The 17,794-nt window shown below is 61.1% G+C and carries 11 protein-coding genes, 1 tRNA gene and 1 pseudogene; 4 read left to right on the top strand and 9 right to left on the bottom strand.

Annotated features, from left to right (window positions below):
* Nucleotides 1-3: 3 nt before the first annotated feature.
* From narJ to ACE3TJ_RS15790, 4 genes are read right to left on the bottom strand one after another with little or no spacing between them, the layout of a single operon-like run.
* Entirely contained in the window at nucleotides 4-708 is a 705-nt protein-coding gene (gene narJ, locus ACE3TJ_RS15805) for a nitrate reductase molybdenum cofactor assembly chaperone (RefSeq protein ID WP_374597821.1), read from the bottom strand.
* Complete coding sequence (gene narH, locus ACE3TJ_RS15800; RefSeq protein ID WP_339708237.1) at nucleotides 708-2,234, bottom strand: nitrate reductase subunit beta; 1,527 nt, start codon at nucleotides 2,232-2,234, stop codon at nucleotides 708-710. The genes narJ and narH overlap by 1 nt, the downstream gene beginning before the upstream one ends.
* Entirely contained in the window at nucleotides 2,231-5,968 is a 3,738-nt protein-coding gene (locus tag ACE3TJ_RS15795; protein ID WP_374597818.1) for a nitrate reductase subunit alpha, read from the bottom strand. Before ACE3TJ_RS15795 ends, narH begins: the two co-directional genes overlap by 4 nt.
* The gene (locus ACE3TJ_RS15790; RefSeq protein ID WP_374597816.1) at nucleotides 5,965-8,718 is read right to left on the bottom strand and encodes a nitrate/nitrite transporter; all 2,754 of its coding nucleotides are present in this window, start codon (nucleotides 8,716-8,718) and stop codon (nucleotides 5,965-5,967) included. Before ACE3TJ_RS15790 ends, ACE3TJ_RS15795 begins: the two co-directional genes overlap by 4 nt.
* 212 nt (nucleotides 8,719-8,930) lie before the next feature.
* Between ACE3TJ_RS15790 and ACE3TJ_RS15785 the strand changes: the two genes are divergently transcribed.
* Nucleotides 8,931-9,623: a helix-turn-helix domain-containing protein gene (locus ACE3TJ_RS15785; RefSeq protein ID WP_374597814.1), complete on the top strand. Its 693-nt coding sequence runs from the start codon at nucleotides 8,931-8,933 to the stop codon at nucleotides 9,621-9,623.
* Here the strand turns inward: ACE3TJ_RS15785 and ACE3TJ_RS15780 are convergent.
* Entirely contained in the window at nucleotides 9,620-10,705 is a 1,086-nt protein-coding gene (locus ACE3TJ_RS15780; RefSeq protein WP_374597812.1) for a hypothetical protein, read from the bottom strand. The two genes, ACE3TJ_RS15785 and ACE3TJ_RS15780, sit on opposite strands and share 4 nt — an antisense overlap.
* A 227-nt stretch (nucleotides 10,706-10,932) precedes the next feature.
* Here ACE3TJ_RS15780 and ACE3TJ_RS15775 point away from each other — a divergent pair, with 227 nt between their 5' ends.
* The 3 genes and pseudogenes from ACE3TJ_RS15775 to ACE3TJ_RS15765 form a co-directional block, all read left to right on the top strand.
* Entirely contained in the window at nucleotides 10,933-11,451 is a 519-nt protein-coding gene (locus ACE3TJ_RS15775) for a hypothetical protein (protein WP_374597810.1), read from the top strand.
* Complete coding sequence (locus ACE3TJ_RS15770) at nucleotides 11,448-12,662, top strand: NnrS family protein (protein WP_374597808.1); 1,215 nt, start codon at nucleotides 11,448-11,450, stop codon at nucleotides 12,660-12,662. The genes ACE3TJ_RS15775 and ACE3TJ_RS15770 overlap by 4 nt, the downstream gene beginning before the upstream one ends.
* Nucleotides 12,663-12,962: 300 nt before the next feature.
* Nucleotides 12,963-13,094 (top strand): annotated as a pseudogene (locus ACE3TJ_RS15765) (AlpA family phage regulatory protein); the annotation flags it as partial.
* A gap of 11 nt (nucleotides 13,095-13,105) precedes the next feature.
* Here the strand turns inward: ACE3TJ_RS15765 and ACE3TJ_RS15760 are convergent.
* From ACE3TJ_RS15760 to ACE3TJ_RS15745, 4 genes are all read right to left on the bottom strand, one after another.
* Nucleotides 13,106-14,335: a tyrosine-type recombinase/integrase gene (locus tag ACE3TJ_RS15760; protein WP_374597806.1), complete on the bottom strand. Its 1,230-nt coding sequence runs from the start codon at nucleotides 14,333-14,335 to the stop codon at nucleotides 13,106-13,108.
* Nucleotides 14,336-14,498: 163 nt separating this feature from the next.
* A tRNA-Glu gene (locus tag ACE3TJ_RS15755) sits at nucleotides 14,499-14,574 on the bottom strand.
* Nucleotides 14,575-14,694: 120 nt separating this feature from the next.
* Complete coding sequence (locus ACE3TJ_RS15750) at nucleotides 14,695-16,362, bottom strand: MFS transporter (RefSeq protein ID WP_374597804.1); 1,668 nt, start codon at nucleotides 16,360-16,362, stop codon at nucleotides 14,695-14,697.
* 18 nt (nucleotides 16,363-16,380) lie between these two features.
* Complete coding sequence (locus ACE3TJ_RS15745; protein WP_374597802.1) at nucleotides 16,381-17,748, bottom strand: DcaP family trimeric outer membrane transporter; 1,368 nt, start codon at nucleotides 17,746-17,748, stop codon at nucleotides 16,381-16,383.
* Nucleotides 17,749-17,794 lie beyond the last annotated feature (46 nt).

The following is a 17,794-nucleotide window of genomic DNA, read 5'->3' as shown; positions in this document are numbered from 1 at the left end:
GGCTCAGTTCCTCGGGCGTTTTGTGGCCGGCGCCGGATCGTACATGCGATCCAGAATTGCGCTCACCTGCGGACAGGAGGCCGCTGGATCAGGCACTGCCTCTGCTGTGAAACGGATCTCTTCCTCTGCCCATTGTGCATCGAGCGTCTCCAGATCATCGGGATCGTCGACCGGGGAGAGCGCCTTTTGCGCCTCTTCGTCCTGCTCGACCTCTGCGATCTCGCAAAGCAGCGCCAGCAGCGGGGCATAATCCGAGCCGCGCTCGGCCAGCCGCGCGGCGAGCGCGACAAGAACCACGCCGGGTTCGGCGAGGGTTTCGCGCGCAGCCGCTTCGGACAATGTGGAGCAATAGTCGAGGAACAGCGGCAGATAATCGGGCAATTCGTTGCCCGCCGGTTCAAGTCCTGCATCGAGATAGCGCTGGCGCAGATCGACCATCGCCTGGCCGCGGTCCCGGCTCTCGCCATGGACGTGCTCGAACAGGTGCAGGCTGTGTGCCCGCCCCCGGTCGAACAGCTCGACATAGGCTTCCTGCGCGGCATAGATGTCACTGGCGGCAAGGCGGGTCAGCAACGGGTGCAGCCGCCTCACCGTATCGCGCGGCAATGCCGGATCCGTCGCCAGCCGTTCGCGGATTTCGCTGCATACCGCCTGGAGATCGGACGTCGGATAGCTGAGCAGGAGCGAGAAAAGGTGCAGATTGTGCATCAGAACACCTCCGTCGGCGTTTGCAGCTTCTTGCGTGCCGGCGCGCCGAACATGTTGCTGCTGGTGGTGCCGCTAGAACAGCCATTGCCGAAGGAAAAGCCGCAGGAACCGCGCTCATCGAACATGTCCTCGGCATCCTCGCGGTGTCCGGTCGGGATGACGAAGCGATCTTCATAGTCCGCCAGCGCCATGACCTTGTACATTTCCTCGATCTGTTTCGCCGTCAGGCCTACCGCTTCCGCTATGGCGTCATTCTGCACGCCCTCGATCGTTTTCGAACGCATGTAGCCGCGCATCGCGAGCATCCGCTCGAGGCAAAGCGCCACCGGTTTCTCGTCACCTGCCGTCAGCAGGTTCGCGAGATACTTGAGCGGAATGCGCAAGCTGCGGATGTCAGGCATTCCGTTGTTGACTGAAATCTGTCCCGCGCTCGCCGCTGCATTGATCGGCGACAGCGGCGGCACATACCACACCATCGGCAGCGTGCGATATTCAGGGTGGAGCGGGAAGGCGACCTTCCATTCCATCGCCATCTTGTAGACGGGCGAATGGCGGGCGGCCTCCAGCCAAGCCTCTGGAACCCCGTCTTTGCGGGCCTGCTCGATCACCTTGGGATCATTGGGATCAAGGAAGATGTCCAGCTGCGCCTGATAGAGATCCTCGACATCGGCGACGCTTGCCGCCTCCTCGATCCGATCCGCGTCATAGAGCATGACCCCCAGATACCGGATGCGCCCGACGCAGGTTTCCGAACACACGGTCGGCTGCCCGGCCTCGATGCGCGGATAGCAGAAGATGCACTTCTCCGATTTTCCGGTTTTCCAGTTGTAGTATATTTTTTTGTATGGGCAGCCCGAGACGCACATCCGCCAACCCCGGCAGGCTTCCTGGTCAATGAGGACAATGCCATCTTCCTCACGCTTGTAGATGGCACCTGAGGGGCAAGCCGCGACGCAGGTGGGGTTGAGGCAATGTTCGCACAGCCGGGGCAGATACATCATGAAAGTATTTTCGAACTGGCCGTATATTTCCTTCTGCACGCCCTCGAAGTTGTAATCCTCCGAGCGCTTGGAAAATTCACCGCCCAGGATTTCTTCCCAGTTGGGACCCCAGTTGATCTTTTCCATTCGTTCGCCCGACACCAGGCTGCGCGGCCGCGCCGTAGGGAAAGCCTTGCTCTCGCCCGTCTTTTGCAGATGGGCATAATCGAAGGTGAAGGGCTCGTAATAATCGTCGATCTCAGGTAGATCTGGATTGGCAAAAATCTTTGCGAGCAGCCGCCATTTGCCGCCCATGCGCGGTCGGATCGACCCACCGGCATCGCGAACCCAGCCGCCGTTCCAGCGCTTCTGGTTTTCCCAGTCCTTGGGATAACCGATGCCGGGTTTGGTTTCGACGTTGTTGAACCACGCATATTCCATGCCTTCGCGGCTGGTCCACACGTTCTTGCAGGTGACGGAACAGGTATGGCAGCCGATGCACTTGTCGAGATTGAGCACCTTTCCGATCTGGGCACGGATCTTCATGCTGCGGCCTCCCCATCGGCGAGAGCCCCCTCGAGCCAATCGACCTTTTGCAGTTTACGGACGATCACATATTCGTCGCGGTTGGACCCGACCGTTCCGTAATAGTTGAAGCCGTAAGCGAGCTGGACATAACCGCCGATCATATGCGTCGGTTTCAGCACCGCGCGCGTAACGCTGTTGTGGATACCGCCCCGCTGACCGGTAAGCGGCGAACCGGGGACATTCACGATCTTTTCCTGCGCGTGGTACATGAACAACGTGCCTTCCTTCATCCGCTGCGACACCACCACGCGTGCAACCAGCGCGCCGTTGCTGTTGAAGGCCTCGACCCAGTCGTTGTCGACCAAACCCGCCTTGGCGGCGTCGACCTCGCTCATCCAGACGATCGGCCCACCGCGTGATAGCGTGAGCATCAGCAGGTTGTCGGTGTAGGTCGAATGAATACCCCATTTCTGGTGCGGCGTGATGAAGTTGAGGATGACGTGCGGTGCGTCTTTAGCCTCATCCAGCATCGGCTTGACGGCCTTCGTGTCGATCGGCGGTCGATAGACGCAAAAGCCTTCGCCAAAAGCGCGCATCCATTTGTGATCCTGATAGAGTTGCTGCCGGCCGGTCAGCGTGCGCCAGGGGATCAGTTCGTGGACGTTGGTGTAGCCCGCGTTATAGCAGACGTGTTCGCTTTCAAGGCCCGACCAGGTCGGGGAGGAAATGATCTTCCGCGGCTGTGCCTGAATGTCGCGGAATCGGATCTTCTCGTCTTCCTTGGGCAGCGCCAGGTGCGTGTGGTCACGGCCGGTATTCCTTGATAGCGCCGCCCAGGCCTTGACCGCGACCTCGCCATTGGTTTCAGGCGCCAGCATCAGGATCACCTCGGCTGCGTCGATGGCGCTTTCGATCTGCGGTCGTCCTTTCGTCACACCGTCTTCAAGCACCGGGCCATTGAGGCGGCGGAGATTCTCGACTTCGTGATCGGTATTCCAACCGATCCCTTTGCCGCCATTGCCAAGCTTTTCCATCAGTGGCCCCAGCGCCGTGAAGCGCTTGTAAAGGTTCGGGTAGTCCCGTTCGATCAGCGCCACGGTCGCCATCGTCCGGCCCGGGATCGGTTCAACCTCGCCCTTGCCCCAGTCGGCAACGTCGAAAGGTTGAGCGATCTCGTTAGGGCTGTCGTGCTGGATAGGGGTCAGCACGACATCATGCTCGATATCCAGAACTTCGGGCGCGACTTCGGAGAATGTTTTCGCGATACCCTTGTAAATGTCCCAGTCGCTGCGCGATTCCCACACCGGATCAACCGCCGCCGACAACGGGTGAATGAACGGGTGCATATCGGACGTGTTGAGGTCGTCCTTTTCGTACCAGCTCGCGGTTGGCAGCACGATGTCCGAATAAACGCAGGTGGTCGACATGCGAAAATCAAGCGTCACGAGCAGGTCGAGTTTACCCTTCGGTGCATCCTCGTGCCACTTCACATCCTTCGGCTTCTGCGCGCCGGTTTCGCCGAGGTCCTTGCCCTGCACGCCATGCGCGGTACCGAGCAGATGCTTGAGGAAATATTCGTGGCCCTTGCCCGACGACCCGAGCAAATTGGAGCGCCAGACAAACATGTTCCGCGGCCAGTTGGCAGGATCGTCCGGATCGAAACAGGAAAGCTCGATTTCGCCCGTTTTCAGCGCGGCGGCGAGATAGGGCCCTGCCTCCTTGCCGGACGCCTTCACCGCCTTGCCGACGGTGAGCGGATTGGTCTTGAGCTGCGGCGCGGACGGCAGCCAGCCCATGCGTTCGGCGCGCACGTTGTAATCGATCAGGCTGGCGTCCCAATCCCCTTCCGGTGCAGTGGGGGACAAGATCTCATCAACACCCAGCGTTTCGTAGCGCCACTGGTCGGTGTGTGCATAGAAAAAGCTGGTCGAATTCATGTGGCGCGGTGGCCGGTTCCAGTCGAGTGCAAAGGCGAGCGCGGTCCAGCCGGTCTGCGGTCGCAGCTTTTCCTGCCCCACGTAGTGCGACCAGCCACCGCCCGACTGGCCAACACATCCGCACATCACCAACAGGTTGATGATGCCGCGATAGTTCATGTCCATGTGATACCAGTGGTTGAGACCGGCCCCCAGGATCACCATCGACTTGCCTTTGGTGATTTCTGCGTTGTGCGCGAATTCACGTGCGACAGTGATGATGTGATCCGCAGGTACGCCGGTGATCTTTTCCGCCCAGGCAGGCGTGTAGGGCACGTTAAGACTGTAGTCCCGCGCGACATTGCCGCCGCCAAGGCCTCGGTCGAGTCCGTAGTTCGCGCAGAACAGATCAAACACCGTCGCGACCAGTGCCTTGCCGTCCTTGAGCGCGATCTCACGGACAGGTACGCGCCGGTTCAGCACATCGGCATGGTCCGTGCCCTGGAAATGATCGTGTTCGCGATTGCCGAAATAGGGAAAGGCGACATCGACGACGACATCATGGTCGCCGCCAAGGATCGCGGTCATGCGCAACTGGGTCTCCTCGCCTTTTCCATCCTTCTCTTCCAGATTCCATTTGCCATGTTCGCCCCAACGGAAGCCGGCAGAGCCCAGCGGCACCACCGGTTCGCCGCTCTTCGCGTCGATGGCGACGGTCTTCCATTCCGGGTTGTTCGTCTCACCCAGCGCATCCTTGAAGTCGGACGCGCGCAGCAGCCGTTCGGGGACCAGTCCGCCCTTGCCGGGCACCAGCCGCACCAGCATCGGCATGTCCGAATATTTTCGGCAATAATCCTCGAAATATTCCGCCTGCCGATCGAGGTGGAATTCGCGGAGAATAACATGCCCCATCGCCATCGCGAGCGCAGCGTCCGTACCCTGCTTGGGGTTCAGCCACAGGTCGGCGAACTTGGTGGCCTCGGCGTAGTCGGGTGACACCACCGCCACCTTGGCACCGCGATAGCGAGCCTCGGTCATGAAATGAGCATCGGGAGTCCGCGTCTGCGGAACATTCGAACCCCACATCATCAGGAATCCGGCGTTGTACCAATCCGCGCTCTCCGGCACGTCGGTCTGCTCTCCCCAGGTCTGCGGGCTCGACGGCGGCAGGTCGCAATACCAGTCGTAAAAGCTCATGCAGGTGCCGCCGAGCAGCGACAGATAGCGCGATCCGGCGGCATAGCTGACCATCGACATGGCCGGGATAGGCGAAAAGCCGATGACCCGATCCGGCCCATAGGTCTTGGCGGTATAGGCATTGGCCGAAGCGATGATCTCGTTCACCTCTTCCCAAGTCGCGCGCACGAAGCCGCCGTGGCCGCGAATAGCGGTATAGCTTTTGCGCTTGACCGGATCCTCGACGATCGATGCCCAGGCCGCGACGGGCGTGCGGATGACCCGCGCTTCGCGCCACAACTTGAGCAGGCGGGAGCGGACCATCGGATATTTCAGCCGCTGCGCCGAATAGATGTACCAGCTGTAGCTCGCGCCGCGTGGGCAGCCCCGCGGCTCGTGGTTGGGGAGATCGGGCCTGGTGCGGGGATAATCGGTCTGCTGTGTTTCCCAGGTAATGATCCCGCCCTTGACGTAGATTTTCCAGGAACAGGAGCCGGTGCAGTTCACGCCGTGGGTGGAGCGCACGATCTTGTCGTGCTGCCAGCGCTTCCGATAGCCATCCTCCCAGTCGCGGTTCTGGTTGGTGGTGATGCCGTGACCTTTGGAAAAGGACTGCTTGGCCTGCCGGAAAAAGGTCAGGCGGTCGAGTAGCTGGCTCATGCGGCAACTCCCTGGATGAAGGTGGGGGTACCGGCGGGGGCAGGCACACGACCACGCTCAATGTCGTGCAAGAGCCCGCCGCGCCGGGTGTAGATGAACCACGTCAGCGCAGCACAACTGGCGTAGAAGACAAGAAAGCTGATCAGTGCCGCCATCGGCGAGCCTGTCACTGCGATGGATGAACCAAAGCTTTTGGGGATGAAGAAGGCACCGTAGGCCGCGATAGCCGACGTGAAACCGACAATCGCCGCCGATTCCTTTTCTGCTTGCCGCACCTGCTCCGCTGCAGACAGCTGCGGCATAAGGCGCGGCACCTCGAGGCGCATGATGTTGGGGATCATCTGGAAGGTCGAGGCATTGCCCACCCCGGTCATGAAGAACATGAAGATGAACATGCCAAGGAAGCCCCACCAATTGGCAGCTTCAAGGAAATAGATCACACCGACCACGCCGACCATCATCAGCACGAATACCCACAAGGTGACGCGGGCGCCGCCCCAGCGGTCCGACACCCAGCCGGTGCCTGCGCGGCTCAGCGCGCCGACCAGCGGGCCGAGGAAAATGAATTTGAGCACATCGACATCGGGAAACTGATGCTTGGCCAGCAGCGGCAGGCCGGCGGAAAAGCCGATGAACGAACCGAAGGTGCCGGTGTAGAGCCAGCACATCAGCCAGTTATGCTTGCGCTGGAAGATCACGGCCTGTTCGGCAAAGCTCGCCTTGGCATCGGCGATATCATCCATCCCGAACCAGGCGAGGAGCGTTGAAGCGATGATGAATGGCACCCAGATGAAGCCAGCGTTCTGCAACCACAGCTGCCCGCCCTCGCTCGATGGGCGCGGATCGCCGCCAATGGCACCGAATACGCTCGCGGTAATTACCAGCGGCACAGCGAACTGCATCACCGAGACGCCCAGATTGCCGAGGCCCGCGTTGAGCGCCAGCGCGTTGCCCTTTTGCGCCTTGGGGAAGAAGAAGCTGATATTCGACATCGACGAGGCAAAATTGCCGCCGCCGAAGCCGCACAGCAATGCCAGCACGAGGAAGATGAGATAGGGTGTATCCGGGTTCTGCACGGCATAGCCGATGCCGAAAGCCGGGATCAGCAGCGACGCGGTCGACAGCGTCGTCCACAGCCGTCCGCCGAAGATCGGCACCATGAAGCTGTAGAAGATGCGGAAGGTCGCACCTGACAGCCCAGGCAGGGCGGCCAGCCAGAACAGCTGGTCAGTGGTATAATTGAAGCCGATCGCCGGCAATTTCGCGACCACCATCGACCATACCATCCAGACCGAGAAGGCGAGCAGCAATGCGGGAATGGAGATTGTGAGATTCCGCTGCGCAATACGTTGGCCGGTCGTTTCCCAGAAATCCTTGTCTTCCGGACGCCATTCCGTGATCACCTTCGCCGGCTGGGCGGCGGCATGGCGCCCCTCCTCGTGGATCGAGGCCATTTCCGGGAACTGCGGCAGGGTGCGATGATCGAGCCCGCTTGCGCTCTGCTCCATCTGCCGTACCGCCATGTGCATCCAGGCAAGCGCTACGCCGACGAGCGCGAACAACACCATGAAGCAGCTGGTCCAGATGTTGGTGAGATCGTTGGCCGCGCCGAACACGATCGGCAGGATGAAGCCGCCCAGGCCGCCGACCATGCCGACCATGCCGCCGACAGCACCGACATGCTCCGGATAATAGACCGGGATGTGCTTGTAGACCGCCGCCTTGCCCAGCGACATGAAGAAGCCGAGCACAAACACCGCGATCACGAACGGAACCAACCCCATCGAGGTCGAGAAGTGGATGTCCCCGTCAATGCCGTGAATGACATAATCAGTCGAAGGATAGGCGAGCATGAACAGGCAGAGAAGCGACACGCCGAAGGTCGTGTACATCACCTTGCGCGCGCCATAGCGGTCGGACAACATCCCACCATAGGCGCGGAACAGGCTGGCCGAGAGGGAGAAGGTTGCCGCGAGCATACCCGCGACCTTTATGTCGACGCCATAAACCCCGACCAGATAGTTGGGCAGCCACAGGGCGAGTGCGACAAAGGCGCCGAACACGAAGAAATAATAGAGCGAGAAGCGCCAGACCTGTTGATGGCGAAGTGGCTCAAGCTGTTCGATCAAGCTGCGCGGCTTCTCACCGCGCGCCTTGCGCGCTTCAAACGCGGGGTCGTTACGGGCAAAGAGGAAAAACAGCACTGCCGCAACCGCCAAGCCGATCGCCCAAATTTGGGCAACCGCCTGCCAACCCATCGCTACCATCACGAAGGGCGCAAGGAATTTGGTCACCGCCGCGCCGACATTGCCCATGCCGAAGATACCGAGCGCTGTCCCCTGCTTCTCGGGCGGGAACCATTTGGAGACATAGGCAACGCCGACAGCGAATCCTCCGCCGGCAAGCCCGAGCCCCAGGGCGGCGAGAAGCATGAGGGAATAGCTTTCGGCGGTCGACAGCAGCCAGGTAGAAATTGCCGACGCCAACATCGTGAGCGTGAACATCAGACGACCGCCGAATTGGTCCGTCCAGATGCCAAGGAAGACCCGCACGAGCGACCCGGTCAGGATGGGTGTCCCCACCAGCAGACCGAACTGGGTGTCGTTGAGATCCAACTGGCTTTTGATCTCGATACCGATGATGGCAAAGATCGTCCAAACCGCGAAGCATGTGGTGAACGCAAGAGTGCTCAAGCTTAACGCTTTGGCTTGAAGGCCTTTGGTCGGCTGGGCCGCCGTTGTCGCGTCCATGATTCTACCCTGCACAGCAAAATGATGAGACCGACCATGCTTAGGTTAGGGAAGAGATTATTGATGCCGATCAAAAAAAGCGAGGGCGGCAACACTGGAATTTACTCGACTTGATTTGCAGATGAACGCGATTTCATAATAATCAATTATATGATTGATATATATCAATCAAACTCTTGATAATCATCATCGCGACTGTTAGTGCTATAGTCATGCGCACCGAAGAGATTCCTGAAATCGCGGCTCTGCCATTGTTCGCTGCCATGGACGAGAGGATGCGCGGGGAGATTTTTCACGCTTCGTTCCTGCAGGTCTTTCCGCCAGCGCTTACGCTCATCGAAACCGGCGGTCGTGCCGATTTCCTGCACGTGCTCCTGGACGGGCTGGTAGAGTTGTTCACGACCAACGGATCGCGCGAAGTCACGATGCAGTTGGTGCGCCCCGTTTCAAGCTTCATTCTCGCCGCAGCGTACACCGATCAGCGTTATCTGATGTCGGCGCGGACGCTATCGGCTTCGCGTATCCTGATGATCCCATCGCCGCTGCTGAGAACAACGATCGCCAAGGACGGTGCGCTTGCCGCCGCGGCGATGACCGAAATTGCGTTACGCTACCGCAATTTGGTGCGCTCGCTGACGGATATCAAGCTCAGGCAGACTCTCGAAAGGCTGGCCAATTTCCTGTTTCTGGAAAGCCAGCGGCAGGGAGATACCGTGCAATTCCAGCTACCTGCCGAAAAGCGCGTGATTGCTTCGTTGCTGGGCATGACACCTGAGAATCTGTCCCGCGCCTGTGGAACGCTGGCAGAGCACGGCGTGCTTATCAGCGGGCCCACAGTACAGATCATCGACCGTACGAAGCTGATCGCACTCGCCCGGCCTGATCCGGTGGTTGATGATCTTTAGAAACGGGCCTCGACCGAGAACCAGGATTTGGTTGTGTCGGTTGCAAAAGCGTCCGCCTCATAGTGCGAGAGTTTGAACGCGGCACTGATCTGTCGCGTGACAGGCACGGTTAGCCACGCGCCCACTTCGCGACCATAATCGGCACCGCCGTGCGTGGCATTGAAATCGTGCAGTTGAAATCGCAGCGTTGCCGGAGTGCTTGTGAACAGCGAACCTATGCGCCACTGCACGTCGGCATAAAGATCGCGAAGACCGCTCGGCGGCGTCGTCAGGAAACGATCGGTCCAACCGTTGAAGGCGTGCAGGGTCGCAAGCGGCGTTTGCAGGGCTGTGATCCCATCGCCTTCCAGCCGCTCATAACCAACTCGTATCGTCACGGGCCCGATGCCGATGCCGGGCTCCAACAACAGATAGTCGTGTGCGAAATCGCGCGGATTGATACTCAGGTCGCTTTGCCGGGCATATTCGGCGGCATAGTGAATGCGCAGCCCGTCGCTCAGCGGTTGTTCGCCTGTCAGGCGCCCGCCGAGCGTGCGCGATGAAAGTGCCGGAGCGGCCGGTATATCCAGCCAATAGCCATAGGCGATCAGCGTCCCGAACGGCGCGAGCGTGACTGATCCGCGCAGCAGATGAATATCTGAATCCGGCCAGATGCCCTGCGGCGAATCCTTCCCAAACACCCGATTGACGCGCCAGCTGTATGCATAATCGATGCGCGTGCCGGCGGCGGGCACGATGCCGATGCGCACGGCGTCGAGCGTCTGGTCGTTCTGCCGCCAGTCGACGCTGCCGACCCAGCGCTGATTGTCGAAATTGATGGCGTGACGGCCGCCGATCACCTCCAACTGGCGCGCGGGCTGCCAGCGGACATAGGCCTGATTTAGCAATATGTCGGATGGATCCGCGACCACCGGAAAGGCCGCCCGTCCATTCACCGTGTCATTATAATCTTTCGGTCCGACGCGTAGGATCGCCTCGCCCTCGACCACTGCGCTGAAACCATGCCAGGCAGCGGTACGCACACCAGCGCGCAGGCGCAGCGTGGATGCCGTCGCCGATTTGGCAATGCCCTCCTGATCCACGGTTTCAAGCCGGTATCGCGCGTTGAGATAGGGCGTAACCGCATCGGATATTTCCGTGGCCGGGGCGGGGGTTGGCGGCGCGGATACCTGCGCAAGGGCGCTGGCTGCCGGCATCAGCGCAAACAGTGCAGAGGCGGAGAGAGCTATGGGCAGGCCGATGCAAGCGTGTGACATGCACGCCATTTGAGCCCGGTCATTGTGGCTTCAATTGATATAAATCAATAGTAATGATCGATATCAACTTTAGTGAGTATTTCATTCGCTTGGAGATCGGTGCCATGGATGACCTGCTTATAGCGCGCGCTGTGCATGTGATCGGTGTCGTGGCCTGGTTTGGCGGCGTATGGTTTGTCACGTTGGTGGTGCTGCCTGCTATCCGCCGGGCCGAGCCGCCCGAGCGCCGCATCAGCGCCTTTCACCGGATCGAGGGACGGTTTGCCCCGCAAGCGGGTTTTTGGGTGCTGCTCACAGGGGCCAGCGGCTTCTGGCTCGTCGGGCGAATGGACCTGTGGTGGCGCTTTGCTGATCCGGCCTATTGGTGGATGTGGGCGATGCTGCTTGTCTGGCTAGTGTTCGTTCTGATCCTGTTCGTACTCGAACCGCTGGTCATCCATCCTCTGCTACGGGGAGGCGATCCCGAAGGGCGTTGGCACCGCCGGCTGCAGATCGTGCACGTCGTGCTGTCGCTGGCCGGCTTCGTGACCATAGCGGGCGCCGTCGCGGGATCGCATGGCTGGGCACAATGAACCACGCCGCAAAGGGAAGCCCCTTCCGCCTGCTTGGCGCCGCACCCCATCGCCTGCCGTTCCTGACCGGCGTGTTCAATCTCTTGATGCTGCCGCTGTGGTGGCTGGCGCGGCTGACGGACGCGCACTGGTTTCCGCTTGGTCTCCCACAGGGCGATGCGCTCCACGCGACACTGCATGGACCGGTGACTGTCTATGCGCTGTTCATGCCGTTCATCCTCGGCTTTCTTGCAACCGTCTTTCCGCGCTGGATGGGGTTGGACGACCTGCCATCCCGGCGCTTTCTACCCGCTGCCATCCCGATGATGCTCGGCAGCCTGCTCCTCGCCGCGGCACTGTGGAGCGACCAATTGGCATTGCTCAATGCCGCGCTGGCGCTGATGCTGGCTGGATGGGGCATCGGCGCCGTGCTGCTCGCCAGCGTGCTGCTGGCGCATTGCAAGGCCACCCGCAAGCCACACTGGCACGGCCTTTCGGCTTTGGCGGGCTGGCTGCTCGCGCTTGCCGGCCTCGCGCTGTTGCTCGCCTTTACCGCCGGTGAGTGGGCACCCGGCCGAGCGGCTTCGATCCTGCTCGGCACGCATGGGTTAACCGCCGCCATCTTCGTCACCGTCTGCCACCGCATGATCCCCTTTTTCGCCGGCAATGTGGTGGCCGGCTACGTCAGTTGGCGCCCCTATTGGCTGCTTGGTTTGTTCTGGCCGCTGCTACTGGCAGACATCGTGGCGACCCATTGTGGTTCACCGCTGCGCGGGCTGATAGCCGCGGCGATGACGCTGCTATTGCTGATGATGCTGTGGCGCTGGACTCCGCGCAGGCCTGTGCCGGGGTTGCTGATGGTGCTGCTGTGGGGCTTTGCCTGGGCGCCCGCCAGCTTCCTCTTTGCCGCGCTGGCCACCGTGGCTCCTGTCCCTCCTATCGCCGCCATTCACGCCCTGCTGCTCGGCATGGGCGCAAGTCTGCTCGTGGCGATGGTGACGCGCGTCACCCAGGGGCATAGCGGACGACCGCTGACCATGCCTGCGGTGGCATGGCTTGCCTTTGGAGCAGTGCAGGCGGCGGCGCTGGCACGGCTCGGAGCGGCCCTCACGTTCGAGCATTCCTCTCTGCTCCTGATCGCCGCCCTGCTGCTAACGCTAGGCGTGTTCCCCTGGGTATTGCGGGGCGGCACCATCTATCTCAGCCCCCGAAAGGATGGCCGACCCGGATGATCACTCGTACTACTTTTTTGGCAGCCCACGACGCAGCCGAAGCTGCCAATGGTTTGGGGTGTCGCTCGTACGTTGCGATCTACCAACTGACCAGCCCCAACTTGTAAGGCCCATCTCAGGAGCAATCAAACCTCAGCAACATTCGGGCAGGCGCGCAATCGTGACCTTCGCCAACAAATTGGTCCGGATTGAAAGTAAGAGTTTCGGCTATTTCGTGCTTGGCAGGAGCGGCGAATAGTACGGAAGAATTATACAGCGGAGCAGATCATAAAGATTGCGGGATGCTGAGTTCGGCTTCCTGCAGCCCTTAGGCGGAGCGGGCTCTTCCGAACGACGCTTTACCGCAAGATCGATGAAAGCACGTTTCCGAAGCAGGTGACTTTGGGCCTGCGCTGCATCGGAAGGCGCGAACCGACCTCAACCAATGGGTAGAATGCCCGTCCTTATACCGCTATCCGGAGATATCTGACCCCGGTTGGCGCGGGAGATGCCCTCCGCAGCGTGTCGAGATGGTCGGACCAATGCTGCATCATTCGCACGCGTTCCTCCCAATACTCGCCCCGCGCATAAGCCCGCCTCACGGCATTTCCGTCACAGTGCGCGAGCTGCCGCTCGATGGCATCGGCATGCCATATCCCCATTTCATTGAGCAGAGTCGCTGCCATCGCGCGAAAGCCGTGACCCGTCATTTCGGTCTGCGCGAAGCCCATACGCCGCAAGGCCGCGTTGATCGTGTTTTCCGACATCGGCCGATTGGCGGATCGCAGTGACGGGAAGAGAAACCGGCAGTAGCGCGCATCGTGCTGGATCGAGCGGATGATATCGATTGCCTGACGCGAAAGCGGAATCGCGTGGGGCCGGCGCATTTTCATCTTCTGCGCAGGAATGGTCCAGACAGCAGCGTCCAGATCGAGTTCGGTCCACTCCACATACCTGAGTTCGCCGGGCCGGACAAAAACATGCGGCAAGAGGCGTAGGGCCACTTTCGTGTTCGCATGACCCGCGAACGCGTCGATCGCCCGCAACAAGCCTCCTACCTCATCGGCCTTGGTGATCGCCGCGCGGTGAACAGGCTTCGGCGTAATAAGCGCTCCCTTCAGATCGGACGCGATGTCGCGGTCGGCACGCGCCGTGGCAATGGCGTATCGAAAAACCTGCGAGCAGGTGCTGCGCAGCCGTCGCGCCGTCTCATAGTGGCCCTTGACCTCCATTTTCCGAAGCATCAGCAGCAATTCTTGAGCTGTGATCGATGCAATGGGTCGCTTTCCAATCGATTGACACACGAAGTCGAGCAGCCAGCGCAACTTCTTCATCGTGACCACCGAGCGGCCTTCCCGCTCGACCTTGATCAGCCACTCATCGGCAACGGCCTTGAAGCTGTTCGCGGCGGCCACGCTCGCGGCGATGCGTTCGAGCTTGATGTGTTCTCCGGGGTCGTTCCCGTCAGCCAGCACCTTGCGCGCGGCGTCCCGGCGCTCACGTGCTTCGGCAAGCCCGGTTCCGGGCCAGACGCCGAGCGCGAGCGTCTTCTGCTTGCCAAGATACCGGTAGTTCATGCGCCAGTACCGCCCGCCCGAGGGCAGGACCAGCAGATAGAGGCCATCGCCATCCGTCAGCTTGAACGGCTTGTCCCGCCCCTTCGCGGCTTTGATGGCAACGGTGCTCAGACCCATGATGGTATCTCCCTTCCCGACCCGCGCGATGTACCATCAAAAATACCATCAGATTGATGGTATGTGGCGGTCTAGAGCGGGATGACTTGGGGGCATTATAGCAGAATAAATGGCGGAAAACAGCCACTTATGGTGCGCCTTGGGATGCCTTGGGAAGGCTTCGTGGTGACCCCTACGGGACTCGAACCCGTGTTTTCGCCGTGAGAGGGCGACGTCCTAGACCGCTAGACGAAGGGGCCATCGGCGGCAGAGCCGCTTGCGAAGGCGCGTGACTTAGGCGGGCCGCCTGCCGGAGTCAAGCGGGCAAGAAAAGGGCGGCGATGCTGCCATCGCCGCCCGGTTTCATGCAGAAGCCAGGTTTACTGGTCGATGTTGCGGCGGAAGGTTTCGGGCAGGAACAGAAGCCCGATCACCAGCGTGATCACCGCCACGACCACCGGATACCAGAGGCCGTAGTAGATATCGCCCGTCGCCGCGACCATCGCGAAGGCCGTGGTCGGCAGGAAGCCGCCGAACCAGCCGTTGCCGATGTGATACGGCAGCGACATCGAGGTGTAGCGGATGCGACTGGGGAACAGTTCAACCAGGAGCGCCGCGATCGGGCCGTACACCGCCGTAACGAGCAGCACGAGGAAGAACAGGATCGCTACGACCATCGGCTTGTCAATCTGCTCCGGATCGGCTGCGGGGGGATAACCGGCATCGCCGAGCGCGCCCTTCACCTGATCCTGGAAGGCGGTGATCGCCGCCGCACGGTCAGCACCTGTCACTTCAGTCGGATTCGGTGCCGCGATCGTGGTGCCGCCGATGTGGATTTCCGCGACGGTACCCGGAGGTGCCTCGACGTTCTCGTAGTTGAGACCCGCTTTGGCGAGATAGGCCTTGGCAATGTCGCAGCTCGAGCTGTCGAACTTGTTCTTGCCGATCGGATCGAACTGGAACGAGCACTCCGCTTTGTTCGCCGTCACACTGATCGGAGCCTCCGCCTGCGCCTCCGCGAGCGCCGGGTTCGCCGCCTTTGTAAGCGCGGTGAACAGCGGGAAGTAGGTGAGCGCCGCGATCAGGCAGCCGGTGAGGATGATCGGTTTGCGGCCGATCTTGTCTGACAGCCAGCCGAAGAAGATGAAGAACGGCGTGCCGAGGGCAAGTGCGATGGCGATGAGGATGTTGGCGGTCGCGCCGTCCACCTTCAGCGTCTTTTCAAGAAAGAACAGCGCGTAGAACTGGCCCGTGTACCAGACCACCGCCTGCCCCGCGACCGCACCCATCAGCGCGATCAGAACCCACTTCAGATTGCCCCACTTGCCGAATGCCTCGGTGAGCGGCGCCTTCGATGTGGTGCCCTCGTCCTTCATCTTCTGGAAAACCGGGCTTTCGGAGAGCTGCATACGGATCCACATCGAAACCGCGAGCAGGATGATCGAAACGAGGAACGGAATCCTCCAGCCCCAGTCGGCAAAGGCTTCCTCGCCCATGAACGTGCGGATGCCGATGACGACGAGCAGCGCCGCGAACAGGCCGAGCGTCGCCGTGGTCTGGATCCAGCTCGTGTAGAGGCCGCGCTTGTGGTTGGGCGCGTGCTCGGCGACGTAAGTCGCCGCACCGCCGTATTCGCCGCCGAGCGCGAGCCCCTGAAGCAGCCGGAGCGCAACAAGGATGAACGGGGCCGCGACGCCGATCGTGGCGTAGGACGGGAGCAGGCCGACCGCGAAGGTCGACAGGCCCATGATGCCCATGGTGACGAGGAACGTGTTCTTGCGCCCCACAATATCGCCGATACGCCCGAAGAAAATGGCGCCAAACGGTCTGACCGCGAAGCCTGCAGCAAAGGCTGCGAGCGCGAGGATGAAGCCCGTCGTCTCGTTCACGCCCGAGAAGAAGTGCGACGAGATGTAGAGCGCCAGAAGGCCGTAAAGGTAGAAATCATACCATTCGAAAACCGTGCCGAGCGACGATGCGGCGATGACGAGCTTTTCGCTCTGCGTCGCCTTATGGTGCTTGGGGATGCTGTCATAAGCCGTTGCCATGTCCCTGTTTCCTCTCCCTCAGAAATTGTATTTCGCGGCAAATTCCAGCCTGTTGAGCTGGCCCGCAAGACCATTCAGCAATTCGCGCTCACCGTGGCGGTATTCGACGCCGAGATCGAGCGCCTTCACCGGCGACCAGAAGAGATTCGCGGCAAGGCTCCATGCCTTGTCGTTTGCCGTAAGCGGTGCCGGAGAAGGATAGCTGGCGTTCTGGTAGCCGGCCATGAAGGTGGAACGCAGCGTCGGCGTCCAGCCGAGCTTCAGGGCGGCGAGCGCAGCGAAGGTCTTCACCGTTTCCAGCGTGCTTCCGGGAAGCCCGTCATACACCGCGTCCGGCGCGAAGTTCAGACCCACATAGCGCCCGATGCCGTCGCCGTAGGTCGCCATGAAGCGAAAATCGTGGCGCTTGTCCGGCCCGAACATAATCTTGCCCGCGGCACTGACGCCCCATGCCCCGGTCTTGTCGGAGATGGTGCCGTTATCCACCGAGAGCTGGCGGAACAGTCCGGCGAGCGAAAGTTCGCCGAACGGCGCAGTGTAGGTCAGCCGCGCGACGAAGTCCGGCATACGGTCGTCGTCGTTTTCCGTGAGCGTGGGTGAAGTAGACGAAATCGTCGCGGACTCGGCGTTTTCGGCGGAAACGCTGAGCGCCAGCGCAGGCGTCAACTTCGCCGTGTAACGTACGAGCGGTTGACGGACGAAGACGGTGCCTTCGGTGGGGCCCACGAAATCCGTGCTTTCAGGAAGCGCGCCGACATATTGGAATGTCGACCAGTCTTGCCCGACGAGCAGATTGTCGAACTGGACCCAGGCGCGGCGCAGCGCGAGGTTGTAGCCATTCGTGGTGCGCTCCGACCCCTGCGTGCCCGGTGAGGTCTGGAAATCGGTTTCGAGATAGCCCTTCAGCGTGTGGCCGGAGACGTCGGTGGAAAGATTGAGCCACAGCCGCGTCTGCTTTGCCGAGAAATCGCTGTCGGTCGACTCGCGCGTACCGCCCACGGGGATCGCCTGCGGCAGATAGAAATCCCGGCCGAGCGAATTCCCGGCAACGTCGCCGTCGTCCCAGCGGCTGAAGGTGGCGACCGTTTTCAAGAAGCCGCCGATCTTGATGGTCGTACCGCCCACCTTGAAACCGTCGGCGGGCGCCGCTGCCGTCTGAACAGTGGGCGGCGGCGATGCCTTTGCGCGGGTCTCGGCGAGTTCGCTGCGAAGCGAGGCATTTTCCGCGCGGGTGGCTTCAAGCTCTCCGGTGAGCGCCGCCATGCGGCTCTCGATCGCGCTCATGCGCGCTTCGATATCGGGGCTTTCAGCGGCGCTTGCCGGCCCGGCGACAAGGGCGATCAGGGCAACGCCGGCGTAAAAGCCGGGCCGCGAACGCATGGTCATGGCAATCCTCCCAGTGGCGGCCGATCCCCTGACGGGACAGTGCCGA

This window comes from Sphingosinicella sp., assembly GCF_041916975.1.
In the GTDB taxonomy this organism is placed as follows: Bacteria; Pseudomonadota; Alphaproteobacteria; order Sphingomonadales; family Sphingomonadaceae; genus Sphingosinicella.
The sequence above is the reverse complement of the archived record's forward strand: the minus strand, read 5'-3'. Positions and strand labels throughout refer to the sequence as shown.

What these genes read in the sequence shown, in the direction of transcription:
- narJ (WP_374597821.1), bottom strand. Translation starts at nt 708, where the DNA reads ATGCACAATCTGCACCTTTTCTCGCTCCTGCTCAGCTATCCGACGTCC.
- narH (WP_339708237.1), bottom strand. Translation starts at nt 2,234, where the DNA reads ATGAAGATCCGTGCCCAGATCGGAAAGGTGCTCAATCTCGACAAGTGC.
- ACE3TJ_RS15795 (WP_374597818.1), bottom strand. Translation starts at nt 5,968, where the DNA reads ATGAGCCAGCTACTCGACCGCCTGACCTTTTTCCGGCAGGCCAAGCAG.
- ACE3TJ_RS15790 (WP_374597816.1), bottom strand. Translation starts at nt 8,718, where the DNA reads ATGGACGCGACAACGGCGGCCCAGCCGACCAAAGGCCTTCAAGCCAAA.
- ACE3TJ_RS15785 (WP_374597814.1), top strand. Translation starts at nt 8,931, where the DNA reads ATGCGCACCGAAGAGATTCCTGAAATCGCGGCTCTGCCATTGTTCGCT.
- ACE3TJ_RS15775 (WP_374597810.1), top strand. Translation starts at nt 10,933, where the DNA reads ATGATCGATATCAACTTTAGTGAGTATTTCATTCGCTTGGAGATCGGT.
- ACE3TJ_RS15770 (WP_374597808.1), top strand. Translation starts at nt 11,448, where the DNA reads ATGAACCACGCCGCAAAGGGAAGCCCCTTCCGCCTGCTTGGCGCCGCA.
- ACE3TJ_RS15760 (WP_374597806.1), bottom strand. Translation starts at nt 14,335, where the DNA reads ATGGGTCTGAGCACCGTTGCCATCAAAGCCGCGAAGGGGCGGGACAAG.
- ACE3TJ_RS15750 (WP_374597804.1), bottom strand. Translation starts at nt 16,362, where the DNA reads ATGGCAACGGCTTATGACAGCATCCCCAAGCACCATAAGGCGACGCAG.
- ACE3TJ_RS15745 (WP_374597802.1), bottom strand. Translation starts at nt 17,748, where the DNA reads ATGACCATGCGTTCGCGGCCCGGCTTTTACGCCGGCGTTGCCCTGATC.